A 20,065-nucleotide genomic window follows, 5' to 3' on the forward strand; every position below is an offset into this window, starting at 1 on the left:
CTGGAGGAATCCGTGACACCCCTGCCCATCCGGCGGGCCCGAGCGGCCACGCTGCTCAGCGCCGCCCTCACCGGCGCGCTGCTGCTGTCGGCGACCCCCGCCGCCGCCAAACCGGCCCCGGCCACCAGCCTGGACGCCGTGTTCACCGCGACCGCCAAATCCTACGGCGTGCCCCGGGACCTGCTCGTGGCCGTCGGCTACGGCGAGACCCGGCTGATCGACCACGACGGGCTGCCCAGCCAGGACAACGGCTACGGGATCATGCACCTGGCCAGCAATCCGCGCAACCACAGTCTGGAACTTGCGGCCCAGCTCACCGGCCTGGACCAGGCCACGCTCAAGAGCGACGCCAGGGCCAACGTCAAGGGCGCGGCCGCGGTGCTGCGCTCGTATGCGGACAAGGCGGGCCTGACCGCCGCCGACCGGGCCCGCACCGCCGCCTGGTTCTCGGCCGTGGCCGAGTACGCGGGCGCCAGCAGTGACAGCACCGCCAAGCTGTACGCCGACTACGTGTACCAGGTGGTCCAGCAGGGCGTGACCGTCCGCACCGTCGGTGGCATCGTCACCACGGCACCGGACAAGGTCCGCCCGGAGCTCGGCCGCTTCGCCAAGATCCAGATGGCGGGCGAGCAGTCCACCGCCGCCAAACCGCTGAGCGCCCCGCAGGGCGTGGCCGCCCTGGCCGCGCCCGTCCCGCAGTACCCGGGCGCGCACTGGGTGCCCGCCAACGGCGGCAACTACGCCGCCGGGCGCTCGGCGGCGATCACCACCGTCGTCATCCACGTGATGCAGGGCTCCTACGCCGGCGCGATCAGCTGGTTCCAGAACCCGTCGGCCGGTGTCAGCGCGCACTACCTGGTGCGTTCCAGCGACGGCGACATCACGCAGATGGTGCGCGAGGAGGACACCGCCTACCACGCGCGGTCGGCCAACTCGTACGGCATCGGCATCGAGCACGAGGGCTTCATCGACAACCCGTCGTGGTTCACCGACGCGATGTACCGCTCGTCGGCGAACCTGACCCGCTACCTGTGCGACAAGTGGGGCATCCCGAAGTCGCGTACCAACATCAAGGGTCACAGCGAGATGCCGGGCAACGACCACACCGACCCGGGTCCGAACTGGAACTGGAACTACTACATGTCGCTGGTCACCGCCGGTGGCAGCGGGGTGACGCCGGGCGGCTCGCCGACCGACTTCAACGGCGACGGCAAGGACGACATCGTCACGTTCAACCTCGCCAACCTCAACGACGCGTACGTCGCGACCTCCACCGGCTCCGCCTTCGCGGGCACCTCGGTGAAGTGGAACGACTTCTTCGGCCTCACCGGCGAGAAGCTGCTCACCGGCGACTTCAACGGTGACAACAAGGACGACATCATCACCTTCACCGGCGGCACCCTCGGTGACGTCTACGTCGGCCTGTCCACCGGCACCGGCTTCCTCGGCGGCGCCAAGTGGCACGACTGGTTCGCCCCGGGGGCGGAGGTCCCGGCGGTCGGCGACGTCGACGGCGACGGCAAGGACGACATCATCACCTTCACCCACGACAGCCTCGGCGACGTGTACGTGGCCCTGTCCACCGGCACCGGCTTCGGCGCGGGCGTGAAGTGGCACGAGTTCTTCGCCCCGGCCGCGGAGTTCCCGGCCGTCGGCGACTTCAACGGCGACGGCAAGGACGATATCGTCACCTTCACCCAGGGCGCGGCGACCGCCGCCGACGTGTACGTGGCCCTGTCCAACGGCACCTCGTTCGGCGCGGGCGTCAAGTGGCACGACCTGTTCGCGGTCGGTGCCGAGAAGCCGCGCGTCGGCGACTTCAACGGCGACGGCAAGGACGACATCGTCACGTTCACCTGCAACGCCGACGCCGACGTGTACGCGGCCCTGTCCAACGGCGCCGGGTTCGTCGGCACCACGGTGAAGTGGAACGACTTCTTCTGCATCGCCGGGGAGTTCCCGTACACCGGTGACTACAACGGCGACGGCAAGGACGACATCATCGTCTTCTCGAAGGCCGCCACCAACGACGTGTTCGTCGGACTGTCCACCGGCACCGGCTTCCTCGGCGGCACCAAGTGGCACGACTTCTTCGGCCTGAACGGAGAGGTCACGTTGTGAGAACGGCCCGGCTCCCGATCGCCGCGACCATCGCGGCGCTCGTACTGGCCGGACTGGGCGGGGCGGCTTCGGCCGCCCCGCCCGGGGTTTCCGCTCCCGACGCGGCCGCGGCCGCGCTGGCGGTCACCGGCCCGGCCGAGCGGATCGCCAAGCTCACCGGCCCCGGCTCGATCAACGCCACCGACGCGAAATGGCAGCTCAAGGCCACCGACCTGGGCATCATGTGGGACAACGGCAGCGGCCAGATCCTCACCGTCTTCGGCGACACGTTCGGCAACGGCTGGACCGGCCCCGGTGGCGGCGTCGGCAACGGCGCCACCATCGACTGGCGCTGCAACACGCTGGTCCGCAGCGCCGACCACCAGCTCGCCGACGGCATGACCTTCGACAGCGGCGACGTCTACGTGGCCCTGTCCACCGGCACCGGCTTCAGCGGCACCACTGTCAAGTGGAACGACTTCTTCTGCACCACCGGCGAGTTCCCGTACCTGGCCGACGCCAACGGCGACGGCAAGGACGACGGCAAGGACGACATCGTGGTGTTCACCCAGGGCACCACCAACGACGTCTTCGTCGGCCTGTCCAACGGCAGCTCGTTCGGCGGCGGCGTGAAGTGGCACGACTTCTTCGGCCTGACCGGGGAACGGACGTTCTAAAGATCCCTCAACTTGCCGGGCAATCGGGCGTATCTTGCACTCGCATACGCCCGATTGCCCGGCAACTCAGACGACCTTGGTCCAGGCTCGCGGCCGGAATACGCGAGCGAACGGGGACCGCGGTCGACCACCGCAGGCGGGCAATGAGGCCCGCCTGCGGCATCATGCTTTTCCGGGGGTACGACCAGAGGTTAAGGAGCCGGGCATGGACACGGTCGTGGTCGGGGTGGACGGCGGCGGCACCCGCACCAGGTGCGTGGTGGTGGACGGCGACGGCCGGGTGCTGGGCCGGGCCGAGGCCGGAGGCGCCAACCCGAACAGCTCCCCCGACCCCGTCGGCGCGCTGGCCCAGGCCGTAAGCGGCGCCGTCGCGCAGGCCGCCGAGGTCGAACCCGGGGTCGCGAAACGAGTGGCGGCGGGGGTGTTCGGGCTGGCCGGGGCCGGTGGGGCCGGGCACGCCGACGCGCTGGCGCGGGCCACGGCCGCCTGGCACGCGGCCGGGCTGACCGGGGCGCCGGAGGTGGTCGGCGACCTGGTGGTCAACTTCGCGGCCGGTACCCCCGAGCCCGAAGGGCTGGTCCTGGTCGCGGGGACTGGGGCGATCGCGGGGCGGATCGCCGACGGCGCGGTGGTGCGCCGCTGCGACGGGTACGGCTGGCTGGTCGGCGACCGGGGCTCGGGCACGTGGCTGGGTCGCATGGCGGTCACGGCGGCGCTGGACGCCCTCGACGGGCGCGGCCCGGCGACAGCACTCACCCGCACCGTGTCCGCCGCGTTGCTGGGCGACCCCGTGCCCGCCGATCAGGAGGCGGGCACCGCTGAGGCACACGCTCTCGCGCAGCGGCTGGTGCGAGCGGTATACGGATCCCCGCCTGCCGCACTGGCCAGGCTGAGTCCGGTCGTCGACGCCGCCGCCCGAGCCGGTGACCCGGCAGCCCGGATGATCGTCACGGAAGCCGCTGACCACCTGGCCGAATCGGTACATGCCCTGGTGCCGCGCCAAGGCGAAGCGCTCGTCCTCGCCGGGGGCATCCTGACCAGCCCGACTCTGCTCGCCGAACTGGTCACCGCCGCCTTCGCCGAGCCGCGATCGTCCGGAGCCACAGCTACGGCTGGGCCGGGCGAGTTAGGGGCGGCGATGCTGGCGCTGCGGCACACCGGCCTGTCCCCGACAGCCCTCGCCCGAATCCACGCCGACCTGCTCTGAAGCTGGATATCAGGGCCTGGCTGCCGAACGGTTAACCAGTAGAACCCGCACACCGTCAGATTGGAGGACCGCCAAGAGTTGGTGGGCATGCCCGAAACGCCTGCCTGCCGGATCGGTGCGGCCCTCCCCTACTGCTCGCTCGCGGTTGTCGATGCCACGGTGCTCGAGCACGCCGCTGGCACGCCGGTGACGAGCGACAAAAGTACTTGATCGCTTCCGTGTCAAGCAACGATCATGGTTGCTTGACCTTGGTCGGCATGGCCTGCTAGCTGCTAATATTGTCCTCCATCGTTCATTTTGGTTCATGGTCGTACGTCGGCGTAGTCACTCAGTTAGCCACTTACCGTGGTGTCGGTGCCTATCGGTTCGTGCCGCCTCGCCGGTCAGTCATGGACGCGCCGAACCGCTGTCACCGCGTGCGGCACTGCAGATCGCACAATGGCCTCCACCCGGCGCATCTCGATCTCCAGCCCGGACACAAGCGGACCCGTCTTCAAGGACAGTAGCCGTGCGGCCTCAGGCAGCGACAGCTTCAACTCTCCACGCAACCGCTTCACCAAGCGGACTCGATCTTCGTCGGGCACGGTGACGTGCAACTCAAACCATCCGCACTGCTCACGCAGCATGCCGTAGTCATCTACGCACACGGTCATGCCGAAGTTGGTCTCTTCCCCGCCCCCCGCAGCCAGCGCAGCTCACAGAGGCGTCCCAGCGGATACGAACACCATCCAGCAAGCCGGTCAGGTCGTACCTCGCGGTGCCCCCGCAGGCCGGACAAGCGAAGGCACAGGTTGCGCTCTGCTGGTAAGCCATCATGCCCTTGCCTCCTGTGCTGCAAACCCTAGTCCAATGCTGCCGTCCCACCGCTGGTGTGGGCTGCGGGCGCCGAACGCCAGCAGGGAAGGGCCCAGACTCCGGCGTACAGGTCGACTCGTCCGTCGCCCTCCAGATCAGGGCTGACGCTACCCACTCTGAACTGGCAATTCGCCTGGCGGCGTCGGTCGCCAACCGTCGTCGGTGGTCATCGTTTGACGGCCCCGCGACAGCCCAGGACATAGCCCGACGGCCCAAAGGCGGCCCAGCGGGTTGCATAGGACGCGGAACCCAGTGGTGGTAGCCCCATCCAAGTCGCGATGATGTCCGAATGGGACACTCAGACATGAAGCGATTCGGCTTGGCCTGCTGCTTGCTACTTGCGCTGTCGGGCTGCACCAGTCCTACCCCTGCCCCCGGCTTGGCAAGGCCTAGCGCGATGGCGTCGTCCCTCAGCCAGTCACCGTCCTAAAGCCCATCCCCAGTTCAATCTCCGTCCCTGCTGTCCCAGGCGATACAGGTAAACTGCACAAATCCAAGCGGAGCTGGCGAGGGCGCGGTCAATCTGACGAAAGTCTCGCTTAATGCTGCGGGCGATCCCATAGCGGTCACGTTTCAGTGGCGGGGCGACATCCCCACGACGGGCACCGTGCTCTGGTCGATCTCGGCAAGCAGCGCGGATGGGAACAAGATGCGTCAGCTCGGCTACACGACACTCGACGGGCAACAAATCGCGCATTTCATGTTCGATTACACGTCTGCACAACAGACAAATCTCGGTGGTACCGCCCAACTCGGCAAATCGAAGCTCACGGTTTCATTTCCTGCGGATACCGTGCGCGACCTCGGGCCTAGCTGGGAGTGGTATTCCGTGTTGAACATCGACGGGCTGGACGTAAGCGAGTGCCAGCCCTGAGGTTTGCATTGACGGCCAGCAGTTCACGAACTACAGGTAGGCCTGGTCCGACAGAGCTGCCAGGACTGCCCGTCACCCATCGTGAACTGGGCAAGTTCTGGCATCGTCGGTCATCGTTTGTTGGTCTCGGCCGACCTCAGACGGCCTGGGGACGGCCTGGCGGGGACGCCGGTGACGGCCCGACTCGCCAGCGACGACACGAAGAGCACCGTCAATTCATCCTTCACGGTGCTCTTCGCGTTGGACGCGCTCCGCACCTCGATGCGAACTACCCGCAGCCTGGTTGTTTGGGGTCGCATGCGCGGTCAGGACGGTTCTACGGTTCCGGTGCGGGTGGTCTCGGTCGCTGTCGTTGCTGTACTCCGCTGCTGTGTGCGCCACGAGGCGCCGGGATGCCGAGAGGGATCGACCCCTCTACCATTCGTCCTGGCGACTACTGCTGATCGGAAAGGGGTGACGCATATGCAGGTGCTACTTGCGGAGACGAGCGGCGAACTCGAGCTGTCGGGCACTCGCCACGAACTGCTGGCACTGTGTGCCGCCACGCGGTCGGTGAGCTGGGTCGGTGAGCTGGACACCGCTGTCGATCCGTCGCCGTACACCAAGGCGCTCCACCGGATCAGTTCGAACCGGACCGAGGGCAAGGTTGTCATCTCGTTGTCGGCCGATGTCGATGGTCTCGACATCCAAGGCGGTGCCGAAGCGCTGGAGGTACTCATGTTGAACATCGAAGCGCTCGCCACCGCGGATGATCCGGATAGCCATGCACACATCGAGTATCACGATGATCACGTCTATCTCTCGGAGCAGTCGAGCCCACTGGTGGTGGCGCTGCTGAACGCTTGATCGGGAGGCGAGCAGGTATCGTCGCGGCCGCCGGCACGGGAGGAGCCGCAGAACCGGTCACCGCGTCGTAGATCTGGGTGGTCGCCTCCACGGCCGGGACCGCCTACACCCCCTCCTGCCAGATGCCGATCCGATACCGTCCTCGCATGGTCTTTGAGCGGGGGCAGACGATCGTTCGCCGAAACCTCTACCCGGACGGCCGGGTCGGTTCGGTGCTGTGCGGTCGGGTGGTCAGCGACGACGAGCAGGGCTTGGCACTGTGGGTCGAGGCAGGCTCACAGGTCATGCGCAGAGTCAACGGTTCCGGCCAGCCGACCCGACAGCTCTCGCTGCTCGAGTCGCTGCGGATGACGACGACGCTCGGCCCGAGCACCTGGGCGCCCTTCCGGACGCTGATGCTGATGCCACCCGGTGCGGCCCACTCGGTCTGGTGGAGCTGGGAAGCGAACGGCGGGTTCGCGGGCTGGTATGTCAACCTGGAGCGCCCCGTGACCAGGTGGCTCGGCGGCGTCGACGTCTACGACCAGGAACTCGACCTGCTCGTCTATCCCGACGGCCGCTGGTCGTGGAAGGACGAGGAAGCGTTCGCCGAGTACACCGGCCATCCGGCGTTCTGGGACGAGGCCGAGGCCGCCGAGGTCCGGGCGGAGGGGGAACGGCTGCTCGCCCTGGCCCGCGCCGGGGCAGCCCCCTTCGACGGCCGCTGGTTGGACTTCCAGCCGGATCCGGCCTGGCCGCCGACGTCGATTCCGCACTGGTGGGAGCTCCCAGCGGACGCGACCTGCTGGACCCCGGAGTACTTCCGCGCCGGTGAGGGCGAGCACTGACAAACCCGCCCCCACCGGCACCGACCGCTTACTTGTCCTTGACGATCGTCCACGGGCGCATGAGGTCGTCGTCCTCGTGTTCGAGCAGGTGGCAGTGGTGGATGTAGGTCGCCGGGAACTCGGTGCCGCTTCCCGGTATCGACGCGATCTCACCCGTCGGCGGATAGATGTCCGGGATGATGATGCGGGTGACCGTCTCCGGATAGGACTTGACCGTGTCCTTGAATGACCCCGCCTCGTCCGGGTCCGGCGGAATCGGCGGGCCGGTGAGGTAGTTCGCCAGCACCGGCAGGTCCGCCGGTTTGCGGCCACCGGCGATCCATTTCTCGTACGCCGCCTGATAGCCCGCCGCGTCGATCGGCTGCCTGTTCAGCACCTGGAAGTTGACCAGGTGGACGTGCATCGGGTGGGCGTCGTGATTGGGGTTGATGTACTCCCAGATCTCGGTCGAGCCCGCCTTGATGAAGTCCTGCGACGGCTCCATGAACGGCACCGCGTTGAACGTCATGGTGGTGAAGATCTTGTCCTGGTACACCACCCATTGCCGCCGCCGGGTGTTCGGCTTCGGGTCGATGGGCGCGACCTTCGGCAGGTCGAGCTTCTCCGCGGGTCTGGTCCCGTCCCCGCCCGCGGACAACCGCTTGGTGACCTGGAACTGCATGATCTCGGAGATCTCGGGCCCGAGGCCGGGTACGCCGGGGTAGTGCACCGGCGCGTGGTAGTTCGTCAACGTGATCTTCGTGCCCATGGGCAGCCCGCTGAAGTCGACGAGCAGGTCATAGCGTTCGGCCGGACCGATCAGGAAGTCCAGCATCCGCAGCGGGGCACGGAAGCCGCCGTCGGTGCCGATCAGCCAGAACGGCAGCTGGGGCTGGTCCAGCACGTCCCGGGGGCCGTCGAACCGCAGTCGCCAGAAGCGCTCGTTCGAGGCGTTGAGCAGGCGCAGTCGGTACCGTCGCGGCTCGACGGCCAGGAACGGATACGCCTTCCCGTTGACGACCGGGGTGTCCTCGCCCTCCCGTTCGGTCATCGTGTAGGCCAGCGAGCCGTCCCGGTGGAACGTCCGGTCCTGCAGGATCAGCGGGACCTCGAACTCACCCTCCGGCAGCCCCAGCCGCTCGTCGGCGCGGTCCCGGACCAGGTAGAGACCGGCGAGCCCCGCATAGACGTTGAGGCTGGTCATCCCCATACCGTGATCGTGGTACCACAGCGTGGTCGGGCGTTCGTGGTTGGTGTAGGCGAAGATCGCTTCGTTGCGCTTGACCCGGCCCGGGTCGAGGGTGGAGTAGCTCGCGGCGTGGATGCCGTCCGGGCTGAACGACTGCAGCGGCATCCCGTCGGACTGCGGCGCCGTGAATCCGCCGTGCTGGTGCACGACGTTCCACACGTTGACGTTCTCGGGAAAAGGCGGCTCGGCCTGGTACGGAGGCGGAGGGGTCGGGGTGAGCTGGGGGTCTCCGCCGCGAATGGCGTCGATCACGCTCTGGAAGATGTGGGTCGTCGGCAGCTCGTTGCGGTATTTGACGACCGTCGGATGGTCTCTCAGCACGCTGATGGTCGGCCCGAGGTAGCCCATGCCGATCGGCTTGTGCCGATCATGCGGGTTCGTGGCCCAGTAGCCCCACACCTTCGCCGGACCGAGGTCCCGATGGAACCGCCACCAGCCCGGCCGCATCGTGAACTCGTAGTAGTCGGCGCCCGGATAGACGGAAGGATCCGGAATGGCCGTCAGCGGAACAGGCAGCGGGTCGACGAACTTCTTCAGCCGTGGGGTCTGCGGCACCGCCGTGTCGGACCCCGTCCCGTGACCGTGACCCGGCGGATGCCCCTGCGCGGGCAGAGCCCCCGCTGGCAGCATGGCCGCACCACCGACGGCACCGGCGGCGAGGAACTGCCTTCGTCCAACCATCTTCTCCAGCTCTCACTCGGCTCGGTCGACTCCAGCCGCGCCGTGTGTCGGTCGACAACCGCGGTTGGCGCCGGTGTGAGCCTATGGGCCGTTGAGCTGCGGTTTCAGCTGCGCCACGCTGGCAAACGCCGAGTTTGTGCTGGTCGCGGCGGTATCTCGACGCGACCCGTGCGAGTGTGCCGCGCCCGCCTCGTCGGCTGCGAAAATCGCTGTCTGTTGGCGGATCATGGTGATAGACAGCCCGAGTGCAAAACATCCTGCAGTTTCCCGATCTACTGCGGTTGATCGACGAACGGTCTTCCGCCTTCCGTGCCGCGATCGCCGCCGCGCCCAGCCTCGACGTACAGGTGCCGACCTGCCCCGAGTGGACGCTGTTCGATCTGGCTCGGCACATCGGCGAGGGGCGCCGCTCCTGGGCCGCCACCGTCGCCGCAGGGCCTGCCGCCCTGGCCAAGGTCACGGCGGCAGGTGCCCCGGCCGCACCGCGCGAGCGCGAGGCCCTGGTGGCGTGGCTGGCCGAGTCGACGCGGCAGCTGCTGGACGCACTGCGCGAGGCCGGGCCGGACCGCGGTTGCTGGACCTGGTGGGACACGTCCCAGTCGCCGCAGACCTGCGGCGCCGTCGCCCGGCACCAGCTCCAGGAGATCGCCGTACACACCTACGACGCTCAGCTCACCGTAGGCGACCCGCGGCCACTGCCCACCGAGGTGGCACTCGACGGTGTCGAGGACTTCCTGTTCACCTGCTGCGCGACGACGAGCGCCTGGCCGCACGAGCCCGCCACCGTCGACTACCACGCCGCCGAGGGCCGCTCCTGGCGTCAGCGGCTCTCCGCCGACGGTTCCCGGACCACCCGCCTACCCGAACCAGGCACACCGCCCGCCACCGCCACTGACGAGGCCCCGGACGCGGCCACCGTCTCCGCCCTCGGCACGGCCAGTGAACTGGTCCTGGCCATGTATGGCCGCAACCCGATGGACTCCCTGAAGCTCGACGGCGACCCACGCCTGTTCGACCTGCTCATAGCCTGGGAGCCGGAGTAACCAGAACGCCCGCTGTCCTATTGCTGAGGGTCGAACAGTCGCCAGTGCCCTTCGGAGACGACCTCGACCTTTCCGTCGGTCACCTTGAGGGCCGTCTCATTGTCTATCGCGTACGCCCGCGTGGGCATGGTGGCGGCCCACTTCTCGGCGTTGGCCATGGAGTTCTTGGGCATGCCCGGGTAGTCCAGGTGCGGGAAGATCGAGAAGTCGACCATGCCCAGCGTCTTGTCGCCGCCCCCGGGTGGGCTCCAGCGGACGAAGTCGGCCCCGATGCTCGGGGTCATCACCATGCTTCCGGCGCTCAGTCCGACATAGACCGTGTCGCGGAGCGTGGGCAGCAGCGCCGCCAGGCCGGACTCGCGCATCCAATGGCACAGATACATGGGGTCGCCGCCATCGACCAGCAGGGCGTCAGTCTCCCGGACCATGGGGACCCACAGTTCCTCGCCGATGGTGGGCAGCGCCGTGAGTTCGAGGACCCCCAGCGACTTCCAGCCCAGCTGAGCCATGGGTGCCCGGTCTTCCAGCCCGCTGATCACGCGGCGTGCCTGGACGGCGCCGCCCGCCTGGGCGTGCAGCGCGGTCGGAACGATCAGGGCACTGGAATCGGCGATCGGCTTGCCGAGCAGGTCGACCAACGCATCGCGGATCTTGCCGTTCTTGATACCCGAGTCTGTGAGAAGAAGCTTCATCGCATCCCTTTCCACCCATCTCGTCACCCTGCCCGGCGAGGCTACCCACCACCCCCGACATCCACATCCGCCCGTTCTCACCGGCCCGAAGATCGCCCCGTACGGTCGGATCGTCGGCTGAGAGCGTGGGTTTCGGCCGCGGACGACGAGCAACGATCGAACCAGCCCCGAAGATCACTGTCTGTGGACACGTCACCGCACAGCCGTCCGCGTTGCCGAAAGTTCTCCAGGTCCGGGTGCAACCGCCGCACCGGTCCAGGCGTCAGTGGTGCGCTCATGACGGCACCGGCCGACCTCAGGAGGACATGGACATGGCAGGCATGGGGAAACCCCCGATCGCAGGGCTGTGGCTCGGCGCGATGACCACGGCGATGCTCACCGGCTGCGCCGGGCAGGCCGCTGACGGGCCCGGCGCGGCACCGTCGAACACCGCGTCCGGCGTCGCGGCGGGCCCGACCGCCGCCCCGCCCAGTGCGGCCGTCAGCCCGTCCGCCGGACCGGCGGCGAGCCACGGCGTCCCTCAGCCGAACCAGGCGTTCCAGCTCCAGGCCGTCGACCGGGTCGAGGATCCCGTGCTGACGGTCACCGCGAGCGGCCGGATCGGCACCTACCCGGGCGGCGCGGACACCGGCGAACGCGAGCAGTTCACCCTCTCCCCACTCTCGCCCGGCGCGACCACGTACCTGCTGAAGACGGCCAGGCTGCGGGTCGGCGGCGAGCCGCTGTGCGTCGGGGTGGACGGCGGCCGGCCGCACACCACGGCGTGCGACGCCGCCGACCGGGACCAGCGGGTGACCCTCGTCCCGGGGCCGGGCGGCACGACGTTCGATCTGGTCGTCGGCGGCTTCAACGTCGAGGTCGGGCAGGCTGGCAAGATCTCGCTGGTACGGCGGGACGGCACCGGCGCGCGGACGGTCTTCCGGTTCGTGCCGACGGGCACCGTGGGCCAGTGGCCGTAGCGCGGACCGGAATGGACGACGCCGAGCAGTTCGACGCCTTCTACGCCGACACGTCGTGGCGGGTGCTCGGGCAGTTGTGGGCGATGACCGGCAGCCGGGTCGAGGCCGAGGACGCGGTCGCGGAGGCGTACGCCAGGGCCTGGCAGCGTTGGCGCGAGGTCCGTGCCTGCGACAGCCCGGAGGCGTGGGTACGCCGTACCGCGTCGCGCATCGCGGTCAGTTCCTGGCGCAAGGCCGTCAACCGCCTCCGCGCGCACCACCGCGCCACGCCCGCGCAGGACCTGGCCGGGCTCGGGCCCGACCACGTGGCCCTGGTCCATGCCCTGCGGCAGATCCCGGCCGACCAACGGCGGGCGGTGGTGCTGCACCACCTGGTCGGCCTGAGCGTCGCCGAGATCGCGGCCGAGGTCGGCTCCCCACCCGGCACGGTCAAGGCATGGCTGCTGCGGGGGCGTCGTGCCCTGGCCGCCTGGCTGACCGACCCGGCCGAGCACGACGACACCGAACCCCGGCGACAGCCCCGAGGAAAGGAGAGCAGAGATGGCTGAGCAGCGCGGCGAGGATGAGGCGGGGCTCGGCCAGAGTCTGGCGGCCCTCGCCGAGCACGGCGCCCGGATCGGACGACTGAGCCCGGCCGAGCAGGTCCGCCACCGGGGCGAGCGGCGACGACGCAACGCCCGGCTGGGCACCGTGGCGGCCGGTGTCGCCGTGACCGCCGTGACGGTCGGGGTGTTCGCGCTGCGGGGGCAGCCCGGCGGGCAGGGCGTTCCGGTGGCGACGGCGCCCCCGCGGAGCTCGCCGTCGGCCGGGCCGTCGCCTTCGGTCACCCCGAGGGTCGACCCGTCGGCGGTGCCCGGATCCGGCGTTCCGACCCGCGATCGGGCCGTCTGGCTGCAGGCGACCGCGACCGACGGCTATCCCCTGCTCACCGCCCTGCCGGACGGCACGGTGGCGACGGTCACGATGGACGAGGCGACCGATGGCGCCCTGTTCGCACTCGTCCCGATCTCCCCCGGCGCCGACGAGTACGTCCTGAAGACCGGCACCGTGGCGACCTGGGGTGAGCCGGGCTGCGCGGCGCTGGCGGCGACCAGCGTGACCATCGTCGCCTGCGACGTGGCACGCGACGAGCAGCGGGTGACCCTCGGCCGGGGCGGGCCGCCGTTCGAGGTGCTGCTCGGCGGCCGGGCGTTGGCGGTGACCCGGACCGGTGTGACCGCTGTCGCGCCGGGTCAGGGCACGCCGCTGACGTTCATCGTGCGGGGCAAGGCCCAGGACCCGTTCGACTAGGTCTGCCGGGCTTCGGTCCCGCCTCGCGCGGGGCGGGGCCGTCACCCGGGCGCCGGTTTCGTCGAGGTGATCCTTCGGTCCCGCCTCGCGCGGGGCGGGGCCGAAGCCTCAGGGTGGTCAGCGCGGGTCCGGGTCGGCGAGCCTGAGCAGGCGCTGCTTGCCGGGTCCGGCGACGATCTCCGTGGCCAGGGCGTCGGCCCAGGACCAGGTGCCGTGGGTGTCGATGATCCAGTGCACCCGGAACTGCCGGACCAGCTCCCGGCGGCGGGCCTCCGGGGTGCCGGGCGCGGTCAGCTCGGCCAGCGCCGCGTCGCGTTCCAGCAGGTCGGTGAGCTGGCCGGGCAGCGGGTGGGGCCACGGCGGCGTGACGAACCGCACGCCGTGGGCGAGCAGGTTCCGGTCCAGCCCCACGGAGTCGGTGACGACCACATCCCCTGGGCTGAGGCGGTCGGTGAGCCAGGAGGTGCGGTCGGCGAACCGGACACTCTTGCCGTCCGGGACCATGACGACGGCGTTGAACTGGTAGTGCGCGCCCAGGGCGCAGCCCACCACGACTGCGGTGGCCCACGCGTAAAGCGCGATGGTGCGCGGGGACCGGGCGGGACCACCGCGGGTCGAGAGGGCGTCGGTCAGCTCGACCGCGAGGGCGACCTGGGCCGCCACCATCACCAGCGGCCAGGCGCGGCCGGTGGACCAGTGGCCGGTCAGCCCGCCCACCGCGACCACCGTCACGGCGAGGACGAACACGCACGCCAGCGGGTCCAGCAGTCGGCGGCGCACCCGGAGGGCGAGCGCGGGCAGGCAGAGGGCCAGCGGGAGGGCGTACACCGACCACAGGTGCTGGTAGAGCGGTCGGTGCACGTCGTCGAACCCGCCGACCGCACCCCCGACCTCGAGCATCGAGTAGTACGGCCAGGCCAGGATCAGGGCCGCGGCGGCGGTGATCGCGGTGGCGACGCGGGCCGCCCGCAGGCCCCGCAGCCGGTGCAGCATGAGCCCCACGGCGGCGATGGCGGCTTCGAAGCCGGTGAACTGGTGGATCAGCGCGATGGTGCCGAAGAGCAGGCCGATCAGGGCCCAGCGGCCGAACCGGGCATCGTCGGGCGTGCGCACCAGCAGGGCGAGCCAGAGGAGTGTCAGACCGAGGGCGACCGTGCTCGGGTACGGCATGATGTACGGCAGCCCGCGCAGGTTGAGGAAGCCGCTCCACGACGGCGTGCCCGCCCCCCAGAGCAGCAGCAGGACGGCGACCGCCAGCACCGGCGCCCACCTGCTCGGGGTGAACGCCCGGACGAAGCAGCGGATGCCGTAGAGCAGGAACGCCACGCAGGCCGGCGCGGCGACGGTGAGCACCGTGACGGCCGTCGCGCCGGTGAGCCGGGCCACCAGACCGAGCAGCACGGTGTACGGGGAGTAGTACGGGCTGCCCAGGTCCGCGTCGATCATCGGGTCGCCGGGGTTGAGCAGGTCCTGCCGGAGCCGTTCGACGACCGCCGCGTGCAGGCCGAAGTCGCCGATCCACGGCTGCCGCCAGGCGATCAGCGCGGCGTAGGCGACGAGCACGGCGGAGACGATCAGATACGGCGAGACCCGGACCCGCCGTGGCGGGCGGGGTGCCGCGGCCCGTTGCGGTGCGGCGACGGGTGGTGCTGCGTCAATGGCGGACATCTGGCTCTCCGGGGGCGAGGGGGTCGCCGCTCGGTGCGAGAGACCCGTACCGCGCCGCGAACGATCACCCTACCTAAGTGCCGAGCTTCGCGGAGGCCAGCGCCGCGTCCACGATGACCTGCGCCTGCGCCGGGGTGACCGCGCCAAGGAGCAGCGGCCCCTGCAGGCCGCTGACCACGGCGTACAGCCCGATCGCGGCCTCCCGGTCGAAGGCTCGCTCGAAGAACGTGTACGCCCCGGCGTACGCGGCGCGCATGATCTCGGCCGCGGGCGGTTCGGTCGCGCTGTAGGCGAGCAGGGCCGTGGTGGCCGCGGAGGTCAGCCGCCGATCGTCGTCGAACGGAAGCATCTCGTCGATGATCACCCGGAGCCCGACGGCCCGGTCGGTGGGGTCGGGGGTGCGGGCCATGCGGGTCCGCAGCCTGACCGCGCTGATGAGCATGCCCGCCTCGGCCAGTCTGCTGGCCCTGCGGCACATCAGGTTCGGGTCGGTGCTGAAGATGGGCCGCCTGGGGCACGGCGTCGACCGGGCGGGCCAGGAGTAGCGGATCGTCGACCTGCTGCGGATGCTCGCCTCACCTCGTGGCGCCTTCGACGAGGCATGGGCGCGTGACGTGGCCCGCCGTGGCTACGACCGGCGGCCGTTCGACCCGAGAGCCGAGCGGCGGCAGCTGGCGGCGGGGCGCGGCAGCCGGAAGACGCTCGACCTGAGCCGGATCACCGCCCCGACGCTGATCGTCTACGGCGAGGACGATCCGCTGGTGCGGCCGAGCGGGCCGAAGGCCCTGGCGCGGGCGATCCCCGGGTCACGGCTGGTCGAATACCCGGGAATGGGTCACGACCTGCCGGAACCGCTGTGGGCGGACCTCGTCGGCGAGATGTCGCGGCACCTGCCCGGGAGGTGACGCGCCCACCGGCCCTCAGCCGACGAAGTTGTTCTGGACGAAGGTCACCACCATGACGCCCTGCAGGCCGATCGCGGCGACCGGGTAGATCCGGTCGAAGGTCCGGCTGCCGCCCATCCGGGCCAGCACCAGGAACGCGGGAACGCACTCCAGGAAGTATCGCCAGACCGAGGCCAGCGGGTAGTAGTTGTGGACCGGGTTCACCACCGGCAGCAGCATCGCGGGCAGCGCGAACGCGATCAGGTAGTGCCCACCCCGCCCGAGCTTCCACGGCCCGACGACGGCCAGCGCCAGCAGCACCAGCGAGCCGACCGAGGTCACCAGGTTCACCGTGTTGCGGACGGTGTCCGGGTGGGACATCGTGCCCTCGGAGATCAGCCGGACGACCTCGCGGTAGGTCGTCCACGGTGCCTGGTAGCCATCGCGGAACCAGTGCTTCTGCGCGTCCAGGAAGGCCGTCGCGTTGCCGAGCACCCGGTGCAGGTGCAGGGCGAACAGGACGACGCCCGCGGGCACGAGCAGCGCCGCCAGCACGTCCCACCGCACGCGCCGCACCGACCAGTCGCGCCGGCGCAGATACTCGTACCCGAAGGCCAGGCCCAGCAGCAGGCCGGTCAGCCGGGTCGCCCCCGCCAGGCCGCACAGCAGTCCCGCGTACCACCACCGGCCGCGCCGCATGCAGTAGAGCGCACCCACCGACAGCGCCAGGAACAGCGATTCGTTGTACGCCGCGACCAGGTACAGCCCTGTCGGGAAGGCCAGCAGGTAGAACGCGGCCCGGCGACCGTGCTCGGCGTCGAGCAGCTCGGTGGCGAGCCGGTGCAGCAGGATGAGCGCGGCCAGGCACGCGAGCACCGACACCAGCATCGCGGCGTGGAAGGTGGTCAGCGTGGTGACCGTCCGCACGGCGCGCACCAGCATCGGATACAGCGGGAAGAACGCGGCCCGCAGCGGATCGGGCTGGTAGCCGGTGTCGGCGATGGGCAGATACCAGGCGACGTCCCACCGGTTCCAGGCGTCGAGGGCGCCGCCGAGTCCGGTCGGCGGGTTGCCCGCCTTGGCCGGGAGGTCCTGTACGGGCAGCCAGGCGACATAGGTGGTGACGGCGTACAGCAGCAGGCCTGCCGCCCAGGTCACGAGTCCGGCGCGGGCCGACTCCCGCCAGCCCGACGCCACCGAGCGCGCCGGTTCGGTGGCGTCGGGCCGCTCGTCGGCCGCGGCCGCGCTCGCATCGACCTCTGTCGCTTCAGGCATGTCCGCGACGATAGCGGCGACCATCTTTTTTGGACAGATACGAACGGCTGAGCGCGACGTCAGTGGTGATGGTCGTGCTCGTGGTGGTCGTGGTGCTCGTGACCCGCGTGCTCGTGACCCGCGTGCTCGTGACCCGCGTGCTCGTGACCCGCGTGCGCGAGGGGCTTGGCGGCGACCCACGCGCGGGCGGACTCGGTGGCGTCGCGCAGCTCGGCCAGCAGCACCGCCAGCTCCTCGTGCCGCATGTAGTTGGTCTCGGTGATCGAGTTGACGTGCTCACCCAGCCGGTCGGCCAGGGCGCGGATGCCGGTGAGCGCGTCGACGACGGTGGCGGTCTCCTGCTCGTTGAGATCACACATGCCGTCAACCGTACGCGCCATCGACAGCCGTGGAATCCTTCTAATGGTTATAAATCATGGCATTCTGGTGTCAGTGACCCAGCAGGGCCAGCGCGATCGTGATGGCGCCGGAGCTGATCAGCGCCACCGCCCACACCCGGTCCAGATCCAGCCACGACGACACCCGCAGCGCCCGCACCGCCAGCACCTGCAGCACGACCAGCGCGATCGCGGCCGCCACGACCACCATCGCGGCGGTGTGCACCGCCGTCGCGGCCAACCCGGTCAGCGCCGACACCTGGCCGCCCGCCGCCACGGCACCGTGGTGGTGTCCCCCGGCCGCGGTCACCGGCACCGCGACCAGCACCGGCAGCAGCGCGAGCCCGGCGCCGTGCACCGACGACATCAGGAACGACCAGCCCACCAGCTGCCGCCCGGTCGGCCGCAGCGCGCGCCAGTGCAGATGGCCCCCGGCCCGCAGCTGCCACAGCCCGAACCCGACCAGCAGCGCACCGCCGACGATCGCCACCAGCTGGGCGCCGCCGACCGACACCGCCAGGCCAACCAGGGTCGCCACCGCGAACACCGACAGCGCGTGTCCACCCGCGACCGGCAACAGCACCCGCAGCGCCGCGGTCCGGCTGCTCTCGCGCAACCCGGCCGCGACCGCGATCAACCACCCCATGCCCGGGTTGAGGCCGTGGAAAGCGCCCAGCCCGGCCAGGAGGATGTACTGCCACGCGCTCATCACACCCCCGTCCCGCAGTGACATCGTCACCGGCTGGTCGGCGTCCTGTCACGGGTAGTCGCCCCATCGATACCGCTGGTTCCCGGCATTCTGTCGGCGGCCGGGCCTACGATCTGCGGCCATGTACCTGGTCTACCGGTCGCACTACCACGGCCCGCTCAGCAAGCACGTCCGGCGGCTGCCCGACGACACCGTGCTGGACTGGTTCCGCCGCGGCTGGCACACCGAGGACCCCGAGAGGTGGACCGAGGAGGAACTGGACGACGACGTCTACGGCCTGACCTCGATCTTCGAGGCCGCCGCCGAGCACGACCTGCCCGAACCCCGCACCTGGGAGGAACTGTTCGCCCAGCTCTACGAGCACCTGTGGCTGGAGGAGGACATGCCGGCGGCGCTGCGCTTCGACGGCCACGCCCTGCGCGCCAAGACCAACGACGACGAGGCACAGCTCGCCTACTTCTTCGTCGACGACGCGGCCGTGGCCGCCGACCCGCGCCGGTGGGCGTACCCGCTGCACGAGGCCTGGCCGCTGCCCGCGCACACCCTCGAGAACCCGGACCCCGTCTTCGAGGCGGGCGCCCTGGCCCGCATCGTCGCGCTGCCAGGCGCCGACGGAACCGGCCGCACCTACGCGGTCGTGCTGGCCGACAACGACGACGTATCGGGCGACAGCATGCGGTGCCCCCAACCGCTGATCTTCCCCGGCGTACGCCTGCCCGACCTGGCCCGGTGCCTGCGCCAGACCCCGCCGCAGGACTGCCGCGACTGGCCAGACCAGCTGCGGCTGCTGCGCACGCTGACCGTCGACGGCGAGCAGACCCTCCGACCGGCGCTGGAACGCGCCAACCGCTGGTGGCGAGCGGGCGCCGACGCCCTGCTCGACGGCACCACCGCCGGTCAGCCCGTACCCGACCGGCCCGACCGGGCGCCACACCGGCGCGACCCGGAGCAGACGCTGATTGAGGTTGACGAGCATCTCGCGCAGATGGCGCTGCACGCCGACGAGTTCTTCGGCTTCGAGCAGTGGTTCCTGTTCGACGACGTGTGGGCGGACAGCCACCCGGAACTGGCCGAATCGCTACTGCGCTACGCCACGCACTGGGACCCGCGGCAAGACGTCGGCATCCTGCCCTCACCCACCGGCGCCTCCACCGCGCTGCGCGAGGCGACCGCCCGCGTCCAACAGGTGTTCGCGCCCTACCGTGGCACCGATCCGGCCGAAGCCCCGACCGTCGAACCGCTCTGCGCCGCCGCCACGGCACCGACGCCCGCAGCGCTCAAGCGGCTGCTGCCCGCGCTGTTCAGACCGGTGACCACGTCCGCCGACCCGGCCGCCGCCACGGCCCTCTATGGCAGCCTCGACCGGCACGGCGCCCGGAGCTGGCCACCGGCGGAGCTCGCCGCCGTACGCTCGTTCGCCCGAGCCCACTGGGCGGCAGTCCTGTACGGCGTGCTGCCCGGCGACCCCGGCCGGCTACTGGCCGCCCTCACCCGGCTCGAACCGGACGTCTGCGACTACCTCTCCGCCTGGGAGAACTCCGACGACGTCGGCGCGATGACGCACCTGGCCGCCTTCATCGACGCCAACGCGGCTGCCATCGTCGCGACCGAGCAACTGGCCGAACCGCTGCTTCACGACGGCTGCCCGACCGGCCTACGCCAGATCGTGGCATGGCTCGCACTCGGCGAGTACCGCCGCCGCCATCACGATCACCTCGCCGCGCACCCCGGCGACCCCACCGCACCCGCCCGGGTCCGGATCATCGACAGCTGGACCGCGATGCACTCGAGCACCTGGGCGAAACTCGCAGCGGCCGCCCGCACAGCGACCCCAGACGGCGATCACCGCGACTCGAACTCAGCTTGATCGCCG

General features: G+C 70.3%; 21 protein-coding genes. 13 read left to right on the forward strand and 8 right to left on the reverse strand.

The genetic code is table 11. The features are described 5' to 3' along the window. Window positions 1-12 precede the first annotated feature (12 nt). The 3 genes from KUA19_RS32470 (at window position 13) to KUA19_RS32485 (ending at window position 3,984) form a co-directional block, all read left to right on the forward strand. Window positions 13-2,121: an N-acetylmuramoyl-L-alanine amidase gene (locus KUA19_RS32470; protein WP_217402227.1), complete on the forward strand. Its 2,109-nt coding sequence runs from the start codon at window positions 13-15 to the stop codon at window positions 2,119-2,121. Continuing rightward, window positions 2,118-2,777 carry a DUF4185 domain-containing protein gene (locus tag KUA19_RS43360; protein ID WP_308167775.1) on the forward strand — a complete coding sequence of 220 codons (660 nt, stop codon included), beginning with the start codon at window positions 2,118-2,120 and terminating at the stop codon, window positions 2,775-2,777. Before KUA19_RS32470 ends, KUA19_RS43360 begins: the two co-directional genes overlap by 4 nt. Window positions 2,778-2,982: 205 nt before the next feature. After that, entirely contained in the window at window positions 2,983-3,984 is a 1,002-nt protein-coding gene (locus KUA19_RS32485) for an N-acetylglucosamine kinase (protein ID WP_217402228.1), read from the forward strand. Window positions 3,985-4,367: 383 nt separating this feature from the next. Here the strand turns inward: KUA19_RS32485 and KUA19_RS32490 are convergent, their stop codons facing one another. Further along, window positions 4,368-4,610 (reverse strand): hypothetical protein, encoded by a 243-nt coding sequence (locus KUA19_RS32490; RefSeq protein ID WP_217402230.1) that lies wholly within the window; start codon window positions 4,608-4,610, stop codon window positions 4,368-4,370. A gap of 836 nt (window positions 4,611-5,446) precedes the next feature. Here KUA19_RS32490 and KUA19_RS32495 point away from each other — a divergent pair. From KUA19_RS32495 to KUA19_RS32505, 3 genes are all read left to right on the forward strand, one after another. After that, window positions 5,447-5,713 carry a hypothetical protein gene (locus KUA19_RS32495; protein WP_217402232.1) on the forward strand — a complete coding sequence of 89 codons (267 nt, stop codon included), beginning with the start codon at window positions 5,447-5,449 and terminating at the stop codon, window positions 5,711-5,713. A 462-nt stretch (window positions 5,714-6,175) separates the two neighbouring features. After that, on the forward strand, window positions 6,176-6,559 hold the full coding sequence (locus tag KUA19_RS32500) for an Imm32 family immunity protein (RefSeq protein ID WP_217402234.1): 384 nt from the start codon (window positions 6,176-6,178) through the stop codon (window positions 6,557-6,559). A gap of 146 nt (window positions 6,560-6,705) precedes the next feature. Continuing rightward, window positions 6,706-7,386 carry a ribonuclease FAU-1 family protein gene (locus KUA19_RS32505; RefSeq protein ID WP_217402236.1) on the forward strand — a complete coding sequence of 227 codons (681 nt, stop codon included), beginning with the start codon at window positions 6,706-6,708 and terminating at the stop codon, window positions 7,384-7,386. Window positions 7,387-7,414: 28 nt separating this feature from the next. Here KUA19_RS32505 and KUA19_RS32510 read toward each other — a convergent pair whose 3' ends face one another. Beyond that, window positions 7,415-9,295, reverse strand: a complete 1,881-nt coding sequence (locus tag KUA19_RS32510) for a multicopper oxidase family protein (protein WP_217402238.1) — start codon at window positions 9,293-9,295, stop codon at window positions 7,415-7,417. Window positions 9,296-9,540: 245 nt separating this feature from the next. Between KUA19_RS32510 and KUA19_RS32515 the strand changes: the two genes are divergently transcribed. Further along, window positions 9,541-10,338, forward strand: a complete 798-nt coding sequence (locus KUA19_RS32515; protein ID WP_217402240.1) for a maleylpyruvate isomerase N-terminal domain-containing protein — start codon at window positions 9,541-9,543, stop codon at window positions 10,336-10,338. A 17-nt stretch (window positions 10,339-10,355) separates the two neighbouring features. Here the strand turns inward: KUA19_RS32515 and KUA19_RS32520 are convergent, their stop codons facing one another. Then, window positions 10,356-11,030 carry a Type 1 glutamine amidotransferase-like domain-containing protein gene (locus KUA19_RS32520; protein ID WP_217402242.1) on the reverse strand — a complete coding sequence of 225 codons (675 nt, stop codon included), beginning with the start codon at window positions 11,028-11,030 and terminating at the stop codon, window positions 10,356-10,358. A gap of 311 nt (window positions 11,031-11,341) precedes the next feature. On the opposite strand from KUA19_RS32520, the gene KUA19_RS32525 reads away from it, so the two are divergent. The 3 genes from KUA19_RS32525 to KUA19_RS32535 are packed head-to-tail and all read left to right on the forward strand — an operon-like array spanning window position 11,342 to window position 13,279. Further along, window positions 11,342-11,989: a hypothetical protein gene (locus KUA19_RS32525; RefSeq protein WP_217402244.1), complete on the forward strand. Its 648-nt coding sequence runs from the start codon at window positions 11,342-11,344 to the stop codon at window positions 11,987-11,989. 11 nt (window positions 11,990-12,000) lie between these two features. Then, window positions 12,001-12,537, forward strand: coding sequence for a SigE family RNA polymerase sigma factor (locus tag KUA19_RS32530; RefSeq protein ID WP_217402308.1), 537 nt, complete (start codon window positions 12,001-12,003; stop codon window positions 12,535-12,537). After that, a complete protein-coding gene (locus KUA19_RS32535) occupies window positions 12,530-13,279 on the forward strand; it encodes a hypothetical protein (protein ID WP_217402246.1) in 750 nt (249 codons plus the stop codon). The genes KUA19_RS32530 and KUA19_RS32535 overlap by 8 nt, the downstream gene beginning before the upstream one ends. Before the next feature lie 117 nt (window positions 13,280-13,396). Here KUA19_RS32535 and KUA19_RS32540 read toward each other — a convergent pair whose 3' ends face one another. Together KUA19_RS32540 and KUA19_RS32545 are read right to left on the reverse strand one after the other, a co-directional pair. After that, on the reverse strand, window positions 13,397-14,947 hold the full coding sequence (locus KUA19_RS32540; RefSeq protein ID WP_217402248.1) for a hypothetical protein: 1,551 nt from the start codon (window positions 14,945-14,947) through the stop codon (window positions 13,397-13,399). Between the two features lie 73 nt (window positions 14,948-15,020). After that, the gene (locus KUA19_RS32545) at window positions 15,021-15,356 is read right to left on the reverse strand and encodes a TetR family transcriptional regulator C-terminal domain-containing protein (RefSeq protein ID WP_217402249.1); all 336 of its coding nucleotides are present in this window, start codon (window positions 15,354-15,356) and stop codon (window positions 15,021-15,023) included. On the opposite strand from KUA19_RS32545, the gene KUA19_RS32550 reads away from it, so the two are divergent. Then, window positions 15,355-15,492, forward strand: a complete 138-nt coding sequence (locus KUA19_RS32550; RefSeq protein ID WP_217402251.1) for a hypothetical protein — start codon at window positions 15,355-15,357, stop codon at window positions 15,490-15,492. The two genes, KUA19_RS32545 and KUA19_RS32550, sit on opposite strands and share 2 nt — an antisense overlap. A 21-nt stretch (window positions 15,493-15,513) precedes the next feature. After that, entirely contained in the window at window positions 15,514-15,852 is a 339-nt protein-coding gene (locus KUA19_RS32555; RefSeq protein WP_217402254.1) for an alpha/beta fold hydrolase, read from the forward strand. Between the two features lie 15 nt (window positions 15,853-15,867). Here KUA19_RS32555 and KUA19_RS32560 read toward each other — a convergent pair whose 3' ends face one another. From KUA19_RS32560 to KUA19_RS32570, 3 genes are all read right to left on the reverse strand, one after another. Continuing rightward, a complete protein-coding gene (locus KUA19_RS32560) occupies window positions 15,868-17,106 on the reverse strand; it encodes a mannosyltransferase family protein (RefSeq protein ID WP_217402256.1) in 1,239 nt (412 codons plus the stop codon). 59 nt (window positions 17,107-17,165) lie between these two features. After that, window positions 17,166-17,465: a hypothetical protein gene (locus tag KUA19_RS32565; protein ID WP_217402258.1), complete on the reverse strand. Its 300-nt coding sequence runs from the start codon at window positions 17,463-17,465 to the stop codon at window positions 17,166-17,168. A gap of 70 nt (window positions 17,466-17,535) precedes the next feature. Further along, window positions 17,536-18,192 (reverse strand): hypothetical protein, encoded by a 657-nt coding sequence (locus tag KUA19_RS32570; RefSeq protein WP_217402260.1) that lies wholly within the window; start codon window positions 18,190-18,192, stop codon window positions 17,536-17,538. A gap of 121 nt (window positions 18,193-18,313) precedes the next feature. On the opposite strand from KUA19_RS32570, the gene KUA19_RS32575 reads away from it, so the two are divergent. Beyond that, entirely contained in the window at window positions 18,314-20,059 is a 1,746-nt protein-coding gene (locus KUA19_RS32575) for a hypothetical protein (RefSeq protein WP_217402263.1), read from the forward strand. The last annotated feature ends 6 nt before the right edge of the window (window positions 20,060-20,065 follow it).

Source organism: Catellatospora tritici (genome assembly GCF_019083965.1).
Lineage (GTDB): Bacteria > Actinomycetota > Actinomycetes > Mycobacteriales > Micromonosporaceae > Catellatospora > Catellatospora tritici.